13 protein-coding genes are annotated in these 15,335 nt (G+C 73.0%); 8 read left to right on the forward strand and 5 right to left on the reverse strand.

What is annotated here, in order from left to right; all coding sequences use genetic code 11:
* Window positions 1-54 precede the first annotated feature (54 nt).
* Window positions 55-1,041, reverse strand: coding sequence for an aldo/keto reductase (locus tag OG370_RS34625; RefSeq protein ID WP_328474705.1), 987 nt, complete (start codon window positions 1,039-1,041; stop codon window positions 55-57).
* Window positions 1,042-1,297: 256 nt separating this feature from the next.
* On the opposite strand from OG370_RS34625, the gene OG370_RS34630 reads away from it, so the two are divergent.
* Window positions 1,298-2,176 (forward strand): AraC family transcriptional regulator, encoded by an 879-nt coding sequence (locus OG370_RS34630; protein ID WP_328471294.1) that lies wholly within the window; start codon window positions 1,298-1,300, stop codon window positions 2,174-2,176.
* 115 nt (window positions 2,177-2,291) lie between these two features.
* Here the strand turns inward: OG370_RS34630 and OG370_RS34635 are convergent, their stop codons facing one another.
* The gene (locus tag OG370_RS34635) at window positions 2,292-4,352 is read right to left on the reverse strand and encodes a putative Ig domain-containing protein (RefSeq protein WP_443060803.1); all 2,061 of its coding nucleotides are present in this window, start codon (window positions 4,350-4,352) and stop codon (window positions 2,292-2,294) included.
* A gap of 378 nt (window positions 4,353-4,730) precedes the next feature.
* On the opposite strand from OG370_RS34635, the gene OG370_RS34640 reads away from it, so the two are divergent.
* Window positions 4,731-5,546 carry a TrmB family transcriptional regulator gene (locus tag OG370_RS34640; protein WP_328471296.1) on the forward strand — a complete coding sequence of 272 codons (816 nt, stop codon included), beginning with the start codon at window positions 4,731-4,733 and terminating at the stop codon, window positions 5,544-5,546.
* Between the two features lie 70 nt (window positions 5,547-5,616).
* On the forward strand, window positions 5,617-6,504 hold the full coding sequence (locus OG370_RS34645) for a DMT family transporter (RefSeq protein WP_328471298.1): 888 nt from the start codon (window positions 5,617-5,619) through the stop codon (window positions 6,502-6,504).
* A 525-nt stretch (window positions 6,505-7,029) separates the two neighbouring features.
* Here the strand turns inward: OG370_RS34645 and OG370_RS34650 are convergent.
* Window positions 7,030-7,803, reverse strand: coding sequence for an enoyl-CoA hydratase/isomerase family protein (locus OG370_RS34650; protein WP_328471300.1), 774 nt, complete (start codon window positions 7,801-7,803; stop codon window positions 7,030-7,032).
* Window positions 7,804-8,127: 324 nt separating this feature from the next.
* Here OG370_RS34650 and OG370_RS34655 point away from each other — a divergent pair, with 324 nt between their 5' ends.
* Window positions 8,128-8,610: an ATP-binding protein gene (locus OG370_RS34655; protein WP_328471302.1), complete on the forward strand. Its 483-nt coding sequence runs from the start codon at window positions 8,128-8,130 to the stop codon at window positions 8,608-8,610.
* Between the two features lie 125 nt (window positions 8,611-8,735).
* On the opposite strand, the gene idi is transcribed toward OG370_RS34655, so the two are convergent.
* Both idi and OG370_RS34665 read right to left on the reverse strand, forming a co-directional pair.
* Window positions 8,736-9,344 (reverse strand): isopentenyl-diphosphate Delta-isomerase, encoded by a 609-nt coding sequence (idi, locus tag OG370_RS34660; RefSeq protein WP_328471304.1) that lies wholly within the window; start codon window positions 9,342-9,344, stop codon window positions 8,736-8,738.
* A gap of 206 nt (window positions 9,345-9,550) precedes the next feature.
* Window positions 9,551-10,504 (reverse strand): cation diffusion facilitator family transporter, encoded by a 954-nt coding sequence (locus tag OG370_RS34665; protein ID WP_328471306.1) that lies wholly within the window; start codon window positions 10,502-10,504, stop codon window positions 9,551-9,553.
* Between the two features lie 382 nt (window positions 10,505-10,886).
* Between OG370_RS34665 and OG370_RS34670 the strand changes: the two genes are divergently transcribed.
* From OG370_RS34670 to OG370_RS34685, 4 genes are read left to right on the forward strand one after another with little or no spacing between them, the layout of a single operon-like run.
* On the forward strand, window positions 10,887-12,773 hold the full coding sequence (locus tag OG370_RS34670; protein ID WP_328474709.1) for a DUF5941 domain-containing protein: 1,887 nt from the start codon (window positions 10,887-10,889) through the stop codon (window positions 12,771-12,773).
* The gene (locus tag OG370_RS34675) at window positions 12,770-13,522 is read left to right on the forward strand and encodes a phosphocholine cytidylyltransferase family protein (RefSeq protein ID WP_328471308.1); all 753 of its coding nucleotides are present in this window, start codon (window positions 12,770-12,772) and stop codon (window positions 13,520-13,522) included. Before OG370_RS34670 ends, OG370_RS34675 begins: the two co-directional genes overlap by 4 nt.
* The gene (locus tag OG370_RS34680) at window positions 13,510-14,571 is read left to right on the forward strand and encodes an iron-containing alcohol dehydrogenase family protein (RefSeq protein WP_328471310.1); all 1,062 of its coding nucleotides are present in this window, start codon (window positions 13,510-13,512) and stop codon (window positions 14,569-14,571) included. The genes OG370_RS34675 and OG370_RS34680 overlap by 13 nt, the downstream gene beginning before the upstream one ends.
* Window positions 14,549-15,328, forward strand: coding sequence for a CDP-alcohol phosphatidyltransferase family protein (locus tag OG370_RS34685; protein WP_328471312.1), 780 nt, complete (start codon window positions 14,549-14,551; stop codon window positions 15,326-15,328). Before OG370_RS34680 ends, OG370_RS34685 begins: the two co-directional genes overlap by 23 nt.
* The last annotated feature ends 7 nt before the right edge of the window (window positions 15,329-15,335 follow it).

The following is a 15,335-nucleotide window of genomic DNA, read 5'->3' on the forward strand; positions in this document are numbered from 1 at the left end:
GTCACCCGGTCCTCCCGGGCAGCGATCGTGCCGGCCGCGCTCATCGGGGCTGCCTCACCAGGACGGCATCATCTCCTCCGGATAGCGCGACCCGGCCGCGCCGCGCGGCAGGATCTCCCGGACCCGGGCGAGGTCCTGCGGCGACAGGGCGACCCGTGCCGCCGAGACGTTCTCGGCCAGCCGCCGCGGGCTGCGGGTGCCCGGGATCGGCACGATGCCCTCGCCCTGCGCCAGCAGCCAGGCCAGCGCCAGTTGCGTCACCGTGATGCCCTTGCCCTCCGCGAGCGCGGTCAACTCGCGGACGGCGGCCACGTTCCGCTCGTAGTTGCCCGGCTGCCAGCGGTCGTCCCAACTGCGCATGTCGTCCGCGGGGTACTCCGCGGCCGGCTTGCCCGCACCGGTGAGGAACCCGCGGCCCAGCGGCGAGTACGGCACGAAGCCGATGCCCAACTCGCGTACCACCGGCAGCACATCGGCCTCCACGGCGCGCTCGAAGAGCGAGTACTCGGTCTGGAGCACCGACACCGGATGCACCGCGTGCGCGCGCCGGATGACGTCCGGGCCGGCCTCGCTGAGCCCGAAGAAGCGCACCTTGCCCTCGGCGATCAGCTCGCCGACGGTGCCGGCCACGTCCTCGATCGGGACGTCGGGGTCGACACGGTGCTGGTACAGCACGTCGATCCGGTCGGTGCCCAGGTGCCGCAGGCTGTTCTCGGCCACCTCGCGGATGTGCGCGGGCCGGCTGTCGAGCCTGGTGCCGACGTGCTGCGGGTCGGTGAGGTCGAAGCCGAACTTGGTGGCGATCACCACCTCGTCGCGGAAGTCCCGTACCGCGCGGCCGAGCAGGCGCTCGTTGCTGCCGGTCCCCATGCCGTACAACTCGGCGGTGTCGAAGAAGGTGACGCCCAGTTCCCGGGCCCGGTGGATGGTCGCGACACCGCCGGGTTCGTCGCCCGAGCCGTACGCCATCGTCATGCCCATCGTGCCCAGCCCGATCGCGCCGACCTCCAGGCCCTGGGTGCCGAGCCGGCGCCGCGGCAGCGCCCCGCCGCCGGTCCCGCCGGTCCCGCCGGTCCCGCCGATCCCGCCCGTACTGTCCGTGCTGCCTCCGCCGTCGGCACTCGTGCCGCTCGTCTTGCTCGTACCGTTCATCCGGTTCCGGCCGGCCGTGTCGTCCTGGCCGGTCTCGTTGCTGTGTGCCATGCCTCCACGCTAAGAGGACAGCCGCTCCGGGGCATGGGGCGCTGATCGCATATCATTGCCCGATACTCTCAACCGGATCGCAAGGAGCGCCACGGTGGACCAGCTCGCGGCGGCCGTCGCCCGGCACAGCGACGGCATGTGGTGCGACAGCGCGGTGCCACGACTGACCGTGGTCGCCCTCGACGCACCCGTCCCACCGGCGGACCTGCTCTACGTGCCGATGATCTGCTTCATCGCCGAGGGCGCCAAGCACTCCACCGCGGGCGAGCGGAGCTGGGGGACCCGGCGCGGCGAGATGTTCTTCAACTCGCTGATCCTGCCGGTCACCGCCGTCTTCGAGCAGTTGCCCTACCGGGCCGCGGTGATGCGGCTGGACGGAGGGGTGCTCGCCGACCTGCTGCTCGAACTGGAGGGCGCGGACCGGCGCCCGCTCGCGCCCGCGAGCCAGGACGGGCAGATCTCCGCGCCGATGACCCCGGAGATCGTGGACGCGGTCACCCGCTGGGTGCGGCTGCTCGACACCCCCGACGACATCGGCGCGCTCGCCCCCAGGATCGAGGCGGAGATCCTCTACCGGCTGCTCGGCAGCCCGCTCGGCCCGATGCTGCGCCGGCTGACCCCGGCCGACACGGCCGCCTCCCGGGTGCGCGCCGCGGCCTCCTGGATCTGTACGCACTTCCGCGAGCCGCTCACCGTCGAGGCGATCGCCGCCGTCGCCCATATGAGCCCCGCCACGCTGCACCGGCACTTCAAGGCCGCCACCGGCATGAGCCCGCTGCGCTTCCAGAAGCACCTGCGGCTCCAGGAGGCCCGTCGCCGCCTCATCACGGGCGACACCACCGCGGTCCTGGTCGCAGAGGAGGTCGGCTACGCCAGCGCCACCCAGTTCAACCGCGAGTACCGCCGCCACTACGGCCTCCCGCCCGCCCGCGACGCCACCCGCCTGCGCCGGCACCTGACGGCGGCCACCTGAGGGAGCCCGGGGCGCACTCCACCCCGGACGCAGTTCCCCGGACGTGGTCACGTGGCCCGGGCCGCCTCATGTGCGGCCCGGACCACGTGGTCTCGGTGCGCCGGAGCGCGGTGGATCAGCTCACGTTGACCGCCGTGTCGTCCAGCAGGAACGACGTGGCGAGCGAGGAGTCCTCCGAGCCGGTGAACTTGAGGGTGAAGGTCTTGCCGATCTGGGAGGAGACGTTGATCGTCTTCAGGACGTACCCGCTGGTCGCGTTGACGTTGGAGTACGTGGCGAGCGTGCTGCTACCGGCCGCGACGGTGAACTTGTCGTAGGCGGTCGAGCCCGTCTCGTCCGTGCTGATGTAGAGGTAGAAGGACAGGCTGGCGCTGGTGCAGGTGGCGGGGATCGTCACCGACTGGGAGAGCGTGTCGGTGTGGGTCGTGCCGTAGCCGTCGAACCACGCCTTGTAGGAGCCCGAGTGCGCCGGGGCGTCGGTGCTGTTGTCGACCACGCCGGAGGACGAGGTCCAGCCGGTGGAGCCGGACTCGAAGCCCGGGTTGGTGAGGAGCTGGGAGGCCGTGCAGCCGCCGCCCCCGCCGGAGGTGCTCACGGTCCAGCTGAAGGACGTCGAGCCGGACGCGTTGGTGCCGTCCTTGGCGGTGACCGTGACGCTGGAGGTGCCCGCGGTGGTCGGGGTGCCGGAGATCAACCCGGTGGAGGCGTTGATCGACAGGCCGGCCGGCAGGCCGGACGCGCTGTAGCTGAGGGTCTGGCCGGAGGCGGAGTCGCTGGCCTGGATCTGGAGGCTCGCCGCGGTGCCGGTCTGGGTGGACTGGTTGCCCGGGTTGGTGACCGTCACGGTGTTGCCGCCGGTCGAGCCGCCGTTGGTGAAGGCAGCGGTGCCGTTGGGCGTGCCGAGGCCGGTCGGGCCGTCGTAGCCGGGGCCGGCGGTGCACAGGTAGCTGCCGCTGCAGCTGCCGTTGGAGCCGCTGGTCACGTCGTTGAGCGAGCCGGTGTGCGCGTACGGGTAGGACGCCGGGGTGGTGCCGGCGGCCGGGGCGCCGGCCAGGGCGTAGACCGAGGCGATGATCGGCGACGAGGCGCTGGTGCCGCCGTACTGCTGCCAGCCGCTGGCGCCGTAGGAGTCGTAGACGGCCACGCCGGTGGCCGGGTCGGCGACCGCGGAGACGTCGGAGATGGTGCGCTTGGAGCAGCCGGTGTCGGTCTGCCAGGTGGGCTTGGCGTCGTAGGACGAGCAGCCGGAGCCGGTGCCCTCGGAGCTGGAGGTGTTCCAGACGGACTCCGTCCAGCCGCGGGTGGTGCCGCTGGCGCGGTTGAGCGCGGTGCCGCCGACCGCGGTGACGTACTTCGAGGCGGCCGGGTACTCCGCGCCGTAGCCCTCGTCACCGGCACTGACGGTGATGGCGACGCCCGGGTGGTTGAAGTACGACGAGTCGTAGCTGGAGTCGGAGGAGGACTCGCCGCCGCCGTAGCTGTTGGAGACGTACTTCGCGCCGAGGGTGACCGCCTCGTTGACCGAGGTGCCCAGGTCGCTCATGCTCGCGCTGGTCGCCTCGACGAGCAGGATGTGGCACTGCGGGCAGACCGCGCTGACCATGTCCAGGTCGAGCGAGATCTCCCCGGCCCAGCCGGAGTCGGCGGTCGGGTAGCTGGTGCCGCCGGTCTGGTTGACCTTCTTGAAGCAGCCGTTGGCCGTGGTGCAGGCCGGCAGGCCGTACTGCGAGCGGTAAGTGGCCAGGTCCGCCTCGGCGTTCGGGTCGTCCTGGGCGTCCACGATGCCGACCGTCTGGCCGGAGCCACCGCTCGGCAGGGCGTAGGCGCTCGTCAGGTCGGTGGGGCCGTAGCCGGACGGGGTCGCGTTCGGGGAGATGCCGAGGTGGTGCGCGACGTCGGTACGGGCCAGCGCCATACAGGCCATCTGGCCGCTGCTGGGGGTCGCGCACAGGTGCTGGGCGTCCTTGCCGGCGGCGGGGCCGACGGCCGCGGTGCCGTTGCCGCTCGCCGCGGGGGCGGCGGCGGAGGTCGTGCTGGTGGCGGGAGCCGCGGTGGCGGCGGTGGCGGCGTACATGCCGCCGGTCAGGAGCGCGCCCGCGGCGACCGCCGCGATGGTCGCGCGCCGGAAGACCCGTCTGACCGGGCCGGTACTGAGCTGCAATGAACTGCCCTCCATGGGGGGAAAGCCTGACGAGGGCGTCCATGGCCGAATATGTCAAGAGCATGACAAGCCATGCCATGGCGCGCCTGGACTTCGCGTGGCGCACGTGCACTGGTGGGGCGGAGGCGGAACGGGGGTGCGCGTGAACGGGGTGGAGCGGAGGGAAACGGGCGGAGCTGATGGAGCCGGTGGAATGTGTGGAGCCCGTGGAACAGGTGGAGCCGATGCCAACTTCTGTTCACTGCCACCCCGTTGAGTGGTGACGAGATGAAGGTAGTGAGGAGTATCGTCAAGGAACTACCGGGTGTTGGTAAAGGATTGCCCTCGACTTGTGCCCGAGTGTCCCCCCGGTCGCTTCCGCCGGACGATCTCCGCCGTATACGGTCGTCGTTCATGGAGACGGAGGAAGAGCCGGTCGGCGACCTGGTCGCACTGGGTCTGGCGCGCTACGAGGCCCGGGTCTACCTCGCTCTGGTCCGCCGCGAGTCCTACACCGCGGCCGAGGTCGCCCGCGAGGCGGACGTGCCGCGGCAGCGGGTCTACGACGTGCTCGACGCGCTGGTCAGGCGGCGGTTGGCCACCACCCGGCCGGGCCGGGTGGCCACCTTCTCCGCGGTCGCGCCCGAACTCGCCGTCGCCCGGCTGATGGCGCACCAGCGCGAGACCCTGGAGCGGCTGGACCGGATGTCCTCCGCGCTCACCGCCGCGCTGCTGCCGGTCTGGACCGAGGGCCGCACCCAGACCGTGCCGATGGACTACGTGGAGATCCTGCGCGACCCGAAGTCGATCGCCGAGGCGTTCGCCGACATCCAGGCGCAGGCCCGGCAGGAGTTGCTGAGCTTCTGCAAGCCGCCCTTCGTCGCCTCCCCGCTGAACGCCACCGGCATCAAGGTCGTACGGCGGCTGCGCCGCTCCGGCGGCTCGGTCCGCGCGATCTACACCAACGAGGCGCTGGCCGACGGCGAAGTGCTGGAGAACGTGCGGAGGTTCGGCGCGGCGGGGGAGGAGAGCCGGTTCGCCGCGGAGCTGCCGCTGAAGCTGGTGGTGGCCGACGCGTCGCTCGTCCTGTGCGACATGCCCGACCCGGTGGCCGGCACCGACGCGACCACCGCGCTCTACATCGAGCACCCGGCGCTCGCCGCGTGCCTGCGGCTGGCCTTCCTCACGGTGTGGGAGGGCGCGCAGACCGTGCCGAGCGCGCTGCCCTGACCGGCGCCACGCGCCGGGCCGGAGGTCGCCAACGCCGGACGTGCCCAGGTCCGGGAGCTACAGTGACGGCGTGGCCGTGTTCCTGCTCGGCGTAGGTGCCGCCTGCTGTCTGGGCCTGGGGTTCGTGCTGCAGCAGCGCGCGGCGGCCCGTGCGCCGCGGGCGGACATCCTGTCGTTCCGGCTGCTGCTGGACCTCATCCGGATGCCGGACTGGCTGCTGGGCGTCGGGTTCATGGTCGCCGGCCAGGTGCTCAGCGCGATCGCGCTCACCCACGGCGAGGTGTCCCTGGTCGAGCCGCTCACCGCCACGAACCTGCTGTTCGCGATGGCGCTGTCGCGCTGGCTCACCCGCCAACCGCTGGGCTGGAGCGGCTGGGGTGGGGTGGCGCTGCTCGCGCTCGGCGTGACCGCGTTCATCGTCGCCGGGCAGCCGCACAGCGGCGGGCACGTCGCGAGCGCGCTGCGGCACTGGCTGGTGTTCGGCATCGTGGCCGGGCTCGCGCTCCTGGTCACCCTCTACGCGAAGAGCCTCCAGCCGTCCTCCGAGGCCACCTTCCTCGCGCTCGCCGCCGGCCTGATCTACGGCCTCCAGGACGCCCTCACCCGCATCTGCGGGTCCATCGTCGAGGACGACGGGCTCGACCAGCTCCTCGTGAGCTGGCAGCCCTACGCGGTCCTCGGCATCGGCATCACCGGGATACTCCTGGTCCAGTCCGCCTTCGAGGCCGCCCCCCTCCGCATGTCCCTCCCCGCCCTCACCGCCGCCCAGCCCCTCGCCGGCATCGCCTGCGGAATCGGCTTCCTCGGCGACCAGATCCGCGTCACCCCCCTCGCCCTCGCCTTCCAAGCCGCCGGCCTCGCCGCCGTCGTCGCCGGCGTCCTCCTCCTCGGCCGCCACCCCGCGATGCCCCAGGGCCCCACCAAACGCGAACGCCCCGGAGCCACCCGCGTGGCCTGACAATCGAAGCCGACCAATCCCAGGGCGGCGCGGAACTCCGCGACCAGCCACAGCGGGCGGTAGGTCGCGCGATGGCCTGACGGGGCAGGGTGGGGCGGGCCCGCCCGGGGGAGCCCGAGCAATTCCAGGGGCGCGGGGAACGGCGCGATCGGAGGGGCGCGGCTGTGCCCGGGGAGTGCCGAGCGATCCCAGGGGCGCGGGGAACTGCGCGATCGGCCACAGCGGGCGGGAAGGTCGCGTGACGGGCTGACGGGGCAGGGTGGGGCGGGCCCGCCCGGGGGAGCCCGAGCAATCCCGGGGGCGCGGGGAAATCCGCGGCCGGAGGGGCACGGCCAAGGCACGGAGGAGCCGAGCGGATATCAGGGGCGCGGGGAACTGCGCGGCCTGCTACAGCGGGCGGGAAGGTCGCGTGACGGCCTGACGGGGCCGGGTGGGGCGGGGCCTGCCCCGGGGGAGCCCGAGCATATTCAGGGGCGCGGGGAACGGCGCGACCAGCCACAGCGGCGAGAAGGTCGCGCGACGGCCTTACGGAGCAGGGCGGGGCGTCACCGAAGCCCAACCCCCCGCGAGAAACGCCTCCGCCCCTTCCGTCGCCTCAGAACTCTCCGCGGCCTGCCGGGCCCAGTAGGCGACACGCTCAGCAGACGGCTCCCCCGCCGCGAACTCCTTCGCGGCGGCCTGCGTGAGCCTCGACCTACTCGTGAGGACCTCCGCGAACCGGCGCACCCGCGCGTCCAGTTCGTCCCCGTCGGAGAGCACCTCGTCGATCAGACCGGTCCGCAGCGCCCGCTCCTCGTCGATCAGCTCGGCGGAGAACAGCAGGTACTTCGCGGTGCCGGGCCCCGCGAGAGCGACAAGGCGCCGGGTGGAGGCAGCCGGGTAGACGATGCCGAGCCGGGCCGGGGTCACCCCGAACCGCGCCCCCCGCGCGGCGAACCGCACATCGCAGGCGACCGCGAGCTGGCAGCCGCCGCCGACGCAGAAACCGCGCACCGCGGCCACCGTGGGCTTGGGGAACGCCGCCAGCGCCTCCTCGGCCGCGAGCGCGGCCTCCTGCGCGGCCCGCCGCCCCTCGGGATCGGCCAGCTCCGCGATGTCCGCACCCGCGCTGAACGCCTCGCCCTCGCCGGTGAGCACCACCAGCCGTACTCCGGGATCGGCGGCCAGCCCGGCCAGCACCCCGGGCAGCGCCCGCCACATGCCGAGCGTCATCGCGTTGCGCCGTGCCGAGTTGCTGAGGGTGACGGTCGCGGCACCGTCCTCGGTGCTCACCAGCAGACCGGGGCCGAACCGGGACATCAGGTGCTCCTTCGTGCGTGCACGAGCACCGTCCAGGTGCCGCCGGACGATCCTAACCACGCGTGCCGCCCCGGCCCCGACCGCCCCGACCACACACCCGGCGGTCGGTATCCGACGCGTAGCCGATCGCCTCCGATCCGATCCGATCGCGAAATGCGCAAAGTCGTGGAGTTGCGGTCTCCTGCACGTGCAGGTGCAGCAGACGCGGACACTCGACGGGTGAGGCTGATTCTCCCGGTCCTCCCGGTCGCCACGGTTCCCCGGGCGGACGCCTCGGCAGGCCCTGTCGGACGATGTCACGCGAAAGCGATGGTGGGTGCGGTCATGGAGGTCCGCGGGAGTGTCCCGCTCGGTCAGGCCCCGACACCGGTTCCGGTTCCACGACCGTACGAAGGGGTGTGGCGGTTCACCGCTCCCACGGTCGACGCCTCGGTGCCGCAGGTGCGGCAGGGCGTGCGCGCGCTCGTCCGCGAGCAGGGCGTCCCCATCGACGACGACACGCTCTTCGGCCTGCTGCTGATCGTCTCCGAGCTGGTCACCAACGCGGTGAAGCACGCCGCGGTGCTCTCGCCCGAGGTCGCGGTCGAGCTCGCGGTGGGCCCCGAGTGGATCAGGATCGCGGTGGAGGACAACCACCCGTACCGGCCGAAGGCGCTGGAGACCGACCACGCGCGCACCGGCGGGCGCGGCCTGGTGCTGGTCAAGACGATCACGGACGAGGCGGGCGGCTCCTGCGACATCGCGCAGACCCCGGGCGGCGGCAAGGTGATCTGGGCGGCGCTCCCGCTGCGCCCGCTCACGTCCTGACCGGGCGGGGCCGCGACCTGGCGCGACACCCGCCCGAGCGGCCGGTCACCGACCCGTACGGCCGGTCACCGACCCGTACGGCCGGTCACCGACCCGTACGGCCGGTCACCGACCCGAGCCTGCGGTCACCAACCCGCGGTGCCGGTCACCTCGCGTACCGCGGGCAGCGCCGCGTCCAGCACGGTCTGGAACCACGCCGAGAACGGGCCGTCCTCGCGCAGCTTCGCCAGCTCGTCGGGAGTGGCGAAGAGCGTCTCGCCGATCTCCTCCGGGTCCGGCCGCAGCGGGTCGCGGACCAGGCCGACGTAGAGGTGGTTGTACTCCTGCTCGACCAGGCCCGAGGCCGGGTCCGGGTGGTTGTAGCGGACCGTGCCCGCCTCGCGCATCAGCACCGGCGCGACCCCCAGCTCCTCGGCGGTGCGCCGGGCCGCGGCCACGAACGGCTGCTCGCCGGGATACGGGTGGCCGCAGCAGGTGTTGGACCACACGCCGGGGGAGTGGTACTTGCTCAGCGCCCTGCGCTGGAGCAGCAGCCGGCCCTCGTCGTCGAAGAGGAAGACCGAGAACGCCCGGTGCAGCCGGCCGGGCGCGAGATGCGCCGACAGCTTCTCCGCCGTGCCGATGGTGACGCCGTTCTCGTCGACCAGTTCGAGCATGATCGGTTCTGCTACCCCGTTCGGGGACGGCACGGTGGCGGGGGAGCCGGGTCGGCCGGTGGCAGGACTGGTTGGCATTTCCATCCTTCGCGTTCGACGACAAGCCCTAAGGGCCCGTCGTTCGGATCTGTGCGGTGAAATCCGGGCACCGCTCCTTCGCCCGCGGAGATCCAAACGACAGGCCCTTAGTCTGCCTCACCGCCGCGTCTCCTCCGCGCCCGCACCGCCTCGCCGCACCGGCGCCAGGAGGCGCGCAGGTGGTCACCCGGCGGCACCGGGCGCCGTCAGCGGCACAGCCCGGGCTCGTGGGCCGCGTGCCCGGCCGGTTCGAGCTGGAACGTGCAGTGCTCGACGTCGAAGTGCGTGCCGAGGCAGCCCTGGAGGTCGTGCAGCATCTTTTCGTACCCCACCGCGTCGAGCACGTCCTGGCTCACCACCACGTGCGCGGACAGCACCGGCAGGCCCGAGGTGATGGTCCACACGTGCAGGTCGTGCAGCCCCTCGACGCCCGGCAGCGTCTCGATGTGCCGCCGCACCTGCCGCATGTCCACGCCCTTGGGCGCCGCCTCCAGCAGGACGTCCAGCACCTCGCGCAGCAGCTGCCAGATGCGCGGCACGATCAGCACGCCGATCAGCAGCGAGGCCACCGCGTCGGCCTGCCGCCAGCCGCTGGCGAGGTAGGTCACCGCGGCCGCCACCACCGCGAGCGAGCCGAACGCGTCGGCCATCACCTCCAGGAAGGCGGCCCTGACGTTCAGGCTCTCCTTCTGGCCGGCCATCAGCACCACCAGCGACACCGAGTTCGCCACCAGGCCGATCACACCGAAGACGATCGTGGCGCCGCCGTCGATGCCGTGCGGGGTGATCAGGCGGCGCACGCCCTCGTAGAAGATGAAGACGCCGACGGCGAGCAGCAGCAGCGCGTTGAGCCCCGCGGCCAGGATCTCGGCGCGGGCGAAGCCGAAGGTGCGGCGCTCGCTCGGCGGCCGGGCGGCGACGTGTACCGCGAGCAGCGCCATCGCCAGGCCCGCCGCGTCGGTGGCCATGTGGCCCGCGTCGGCGAGCAGCGCGAGCGAACCGGTGAGCAGGCTGCCCGCCACCTCGGTGGCCAGCACCAGCAGGGTGATCGACAGGGCGATCCGCAGCCGCCCGCGGTGCGCGCCGCCGGCGGTGGCGGCGACCGGGCCGTGCTGATGGCCATGGCCGTTCCCATGGCTGTGGCCGATCCCTGCGCCCATCGGCGAGGCCCCCTTCCGCATGCTGATGACGCCCGCAGAACGTCTGCTCGCGTGGTCCCGGCGGCCAGTCAACACCGGTTACCCACCGTGGGCAAGCCGATACTGGAGACCGTTGTCATGTGCGGTGACCTGCAGTGGTGAGGTGACCCTCAGTTGTCGCCGACAGTGATCCGAGAGGCGGTGGGGAGGCATGGATGCCCCAATGTTGTGACGGGCGCCCGGAATCGAGGATGATGATCACGCCGGACGGGCCAAGTTCAGGCGAACACGCAGTGAACGACTGCCGACCCGCATCCGATAACCTCGCCGTCGTGTCCGGCCCGGAGCCGCCTGCCGCGGCCTCGCCGGTGCGCCTTCGTACGCATTCAGGGAGTGGGTTCCTCTGTCGACCGCAATTCTCACCGGCCCGCCCGACGCCGGGACGCCGTCGCCGCTCGCGGACGACCTGCGGGCCCTGGGATTCCAGGTCGTGGAGGCCGACGGGCCGCGCGCGGTGGCCGAGCGCGTCGCCGACGCGCCGCCCGCCGAGCGCGTCGCGGTCGTCGACCGCCGCTTCCGCGGCCACCGCCACGCCCTGCGGCTGGCGCTGACCGACCCCCGCTTCGACGCCGGCGCCGTGCCAGGCGCGCTGGCCGTGCAGACCGCCGCCCGCCCGGCCCTGGCCAGGGCGCTCGCCGACCTGGCCGGGAACGGCGGCGCCGCCGCCCCGGTGGCGGCCGGCCCGGCCGCGGCGCAGGGCGGCGCGCCCACCGCCACCGTCTCCGACGGCGACGTGCTCGCCGACCTGCTCGCCGGGGAACTGGGCCGGCAGGGCGCCGAACCGTACCGGCCGGAACTGGGCGTGCTGGTGGCCCGGGTGGCCCGCGGCCCGCAGGAGCAGGCCGCCGCCGCCGACGCGATCGCCGACGTGGACGAGGAGGCGGTGCGGCTGCGCAGCGCGGTGAAGTCCCGCGACGGCTTCTTCACCACGCACTTCATCAGCCCCTACTCCCGCTACATCGCGCGCTGGTGCGCCCGGCGCGGCCTGACCCCCAACCAGGTCACCACCGCGTCCCTGCTGGTCGCGCTGATCGCCGCCGGCTGCGCGGCCACCGGCACCCGGGCCGGCTACGTCGCCGCCGGGGTGCTGCTGCTCGCCTCGTTCGTCCTGGACTGCACCGACGGCCAGCTCGCCCGCTACTCCCTGCAGTACTCCACGCTCGGCGCCTGGCTGGACGCGACCTTCGACCGCGCCAAGGAGTACGCCTACTACGCGGGCCTGGCGCTGGGCGCGGCCCGCGGCGGCCACGACGACGTGTGGGCGCTGGCGCTCGGCGCGATGGTGCTCCAGACCTGCCGGCACGTCGTGGACTTCTCCTTCAACGAGGCCAACCACGACGCCACCGCCAACACCAGCCCCACCGCCGCCCTGTCCGGGCGGCTGGACAGCGTCGGCTGGACCGTGTGGGTGCGCCGGATGATCGTGCTGCCGATCGGCGAGCGCTGGTTCCTGATCGCGGTGCTGACCGCCGCCACGACGCCCCGGATCACCTTCGTGGTCCTGCTGATCGGCTGCGGCCTCGCCGCCTGCTACACCACCGCCGGCCGGGTGCTGCGCTCGCTCACCAGGAAGGCGAAGCGGACCGACCGGGCCGCCCAGGCGCTCGCCGACCTCGCCGACAGCGGACCGCTGGCCGAGGCCGTGGCACGCGTCACCGCCCCGCTCGCCCGGCGGCTGCCCGCCTTCGCGCCGCCGCTGCTCGCCGCGATCGGCGCCGGCGCGCTCACCGCGACCGCCGCACTGGCCGCCCGCGGCACCTGGTGGGTGGTCGCGGCCGCCGCGCTCTACGTCGTGACCAGCGGGATCGCCGTCGCCCGGCCGCTGAAGGGCGCGCTGGACTGGCTGGTGCCGCCGTTCTTCCGGGCCGGCGAGTACGGCGCGGTGCTGGCACTGGCGGCCGTCTCCCAGGTGAACGGGGCGTTGCCCGCCGCATTCGGGCTGGTGGCCGCGGTCGCCTACCATCACTACGACACGGTGTACCGCATCCGCGGCGGCACCGGAGCGCCGCCCCGCGCGCTGGTGCGGGCGGCGGGCGGACACGAGGGCCGGGCGCTGCTGGTGGCCGTCCTGTCGGCGGCCCTGGTCACAGGAGCCCACCGCACCGGCTTCACCGTCGCGCTGACGGTGCTCGCCGCCGTACTCGCGCTGCTCGTCGTCACCGAGAGCATCCGCTTCTGGGTGTCCTCCGGGGCGCCCGCCGTACACGACGAATCAGGAGAACCCGCATGATCGGCCTGGTGCTGGCGGCAGGCGCAGGACGGCGTCTGCGGCCGTACACGGACACGCTGCCGAAGGCGCTGGTGCCGGTCGGACCGGACGGCGCCGCGGACGGCCCGACCGTACTCGACCTCACGCTGGGGAACTTCGCCGCGGTCGGCATCAAGCGGGCCGCCGTCGTGGTCGGCTACCGCAAGGAAGCGGTGTACGAGCGCAAGGCGGCCCTGGAGGCCCGCTACGGCGTCGAGTTGACCCTTGTCGACAACGACAAGGCCGAGGAGTGGAACAACGCCTACTCCCTGTGGTGCGCGCGCGACGTGCTCCGGGAGGGTGTGATTCTGGCCAACGGCGACACCGTGCACCCGGTCTCCGTCGAGCGGACCCTGCTGGCCGCCCGCGGCGAGGGCCGCCGGATCATCCTCGCGCTGGACACCGTCAAGAAGCTCGCCGACGAGGAGATGAAGGTCGTCACCGAGCCAGGCCGCGGGGTGCGCCGGATCACCAAGCTGATGGACCCGGCCGCGGCCACCGGCGAGTACATCGGCGTCACCCTGATCGAGGCCGACGCGGCCGCCGACCTCGCCGACGCGCTGAAGGTCACCTACGAGCGCGACCCGGACCTGTACTACGAGGACGGCTACCAGGAACTGGTCGACCGCGGCCACACCCTGGACGTGGCGCCGGTCGGCGACATCCCGTGGGTCGAGATCGACAACCACGCCGACCTCGCCCGTGGACGGGAGATCGCGTGCCAGTACTGACCCGGCTGGTTCCCTCGCCGGTCGTCGTCGACATCCGCAGGGGCGCGCTCGCCGACCTCTCCCGGCTCCTGGCCGACCAGCGGATCTCCGCGGCCGGCAAGATCGCCATCGCGGTCAGCGACGGCTCGGGCGCCCGCCTGCGCGAGCGACTGGCCCCCGAACTGCCCGGCGCGGACTGGTTCCCGGTGGCCGGCGGCACCATCGACGCGGCCGTGAAGCTCGCCGAGGCGATGCGCGGCAGCCACTACGACGCCGTGGTCGGCCTGGGCGGCGGCAAGATCATCGACGCGACGAAGTACGCCGCCGCGCGGGTCGGGCTGCCGATGGTGTCGGTCGCCACCAACCTCTCGCACGACGGCATCTGCTCGCCGGTCTCCACCCTCGACAACGACAACGGCAGCGGGTCGTACGGCGTTCCGACGCCCATAGCGCTGGTGATCGACCTGGACGTGGTCCGGGAGGCGCCGCCCCGCTTCGTCCGGGCCGGCATCGGCGACGCGATCTCCAACCTCTCCGCGCTCGCCGACTGGGAACTGTCGCACCGCGAGACCGGCGAGCGGGTGGACGGGCTGGCCGCGGCCATGGCCCGCACCGCCGGCGAGGCGGTGCTGCGCCACCCCGGCACCATCGGCGACGACGAGTTCCTCACCGTCCTCGCCGAGGCCCTGGTGCTCTCCGGCCTTGCCATGTCGGTCAGCGGCGACAGCCGCCCGGCGTCCGGCGCGTGCCACGAGATCCTGCACGCCTTCGACCTGCTCTTCCCGCAGCGGGCCCCCGCCCACGGCGAGGGGGCCGGCCTCGGCGCCGCCTTCGCGATGCACCTGCGCGGTGCCCGCGAGCAGTCCGCGCTGATCGCCGACACCCTGCGCCGGCACGGACTGCCGGTGCTGCCCGAGCAGATCGGCTTCACCGCCCAGGAGTTCGTCGACGTGGTGCGCTACGCGCCGCAGACCCGCCCCGGGCGTTACACGATTCTGGAACACCTCGACCTGTCCGCCACCGAGATCAGGGACGCATACGCCGACTATGCCAAAACCATCAGTAGCTGAGCTGCGCCCCGTCGTTCATCCGGCGGGCGTCAAGGACCGGCGCAGCGGCGAGCACTGGGCCGGTCGGCTCTACATGCGCGAGGTGTCGCTGCGCATCGACCGGCACCTGGTCAACACCCGTGTCACGCCCAACCAACTGACCTATCTGATGACCGTCTGCGGCGTGCTCGCCGCCCCGGCGCTGCTGGTGCCAGGCATAGCCGGTGCCGTGCTCGGCGTGGTCGCGGTCCAGCTCTACCTGCTGCTCGACTGCGTCGACGGCGAGATCGCGCGGTGGAAGAAGCAGTACTCCCTCTCCGGCGTCTACCTCGACCGGGTCGGCGCCTACCTGACCGACGCCGCCGTGCTGGTCGGCTTCGGGATGCGCGCCGCCGACATCTGGGGCGGCGGCCGGATCGACTGGCTGTGGGCCTTCCTGGGCACGCTCGCCGCGCTCGGCGCGGTCCTGATCAAGGCCGAGACCGACCTCGTCGGCGTGGCCCGCCACCAGGGCGGGCTGCCCCCGGTCAAGGAGTCGGCGTCCGAGCCGCGCTCCTCCGGGATGGCGCTGGCCCGCCGGGCCGCCGCCGCCCTGCAGTTCCACCGGCTGGTGCTCGGCATCGAGGCGTCGATGCTCATCCTGCTGCTGGCGATCGTCGACCAGATCCGCGGCGACCTGTTCTTCACCCGGCTCGGCGTGGCCGTGCTGGCCGGCATCGCGCTGCTGCAGACCCTGCTCCACCTCGTCTCCGTCCTCGCGTCGAGCAGGCTGAAGTGAGCACCCC

This window comes from Streptomyces sp. NBC_00448 (assembly GCF_036014115.1).
In the GTDB taxonomy this organism is placed as follows: Bacteria; Actinomycetota; Actinomycetes; order Streptomycetales; family Streptomycetaceae; genus Actinacidiphila.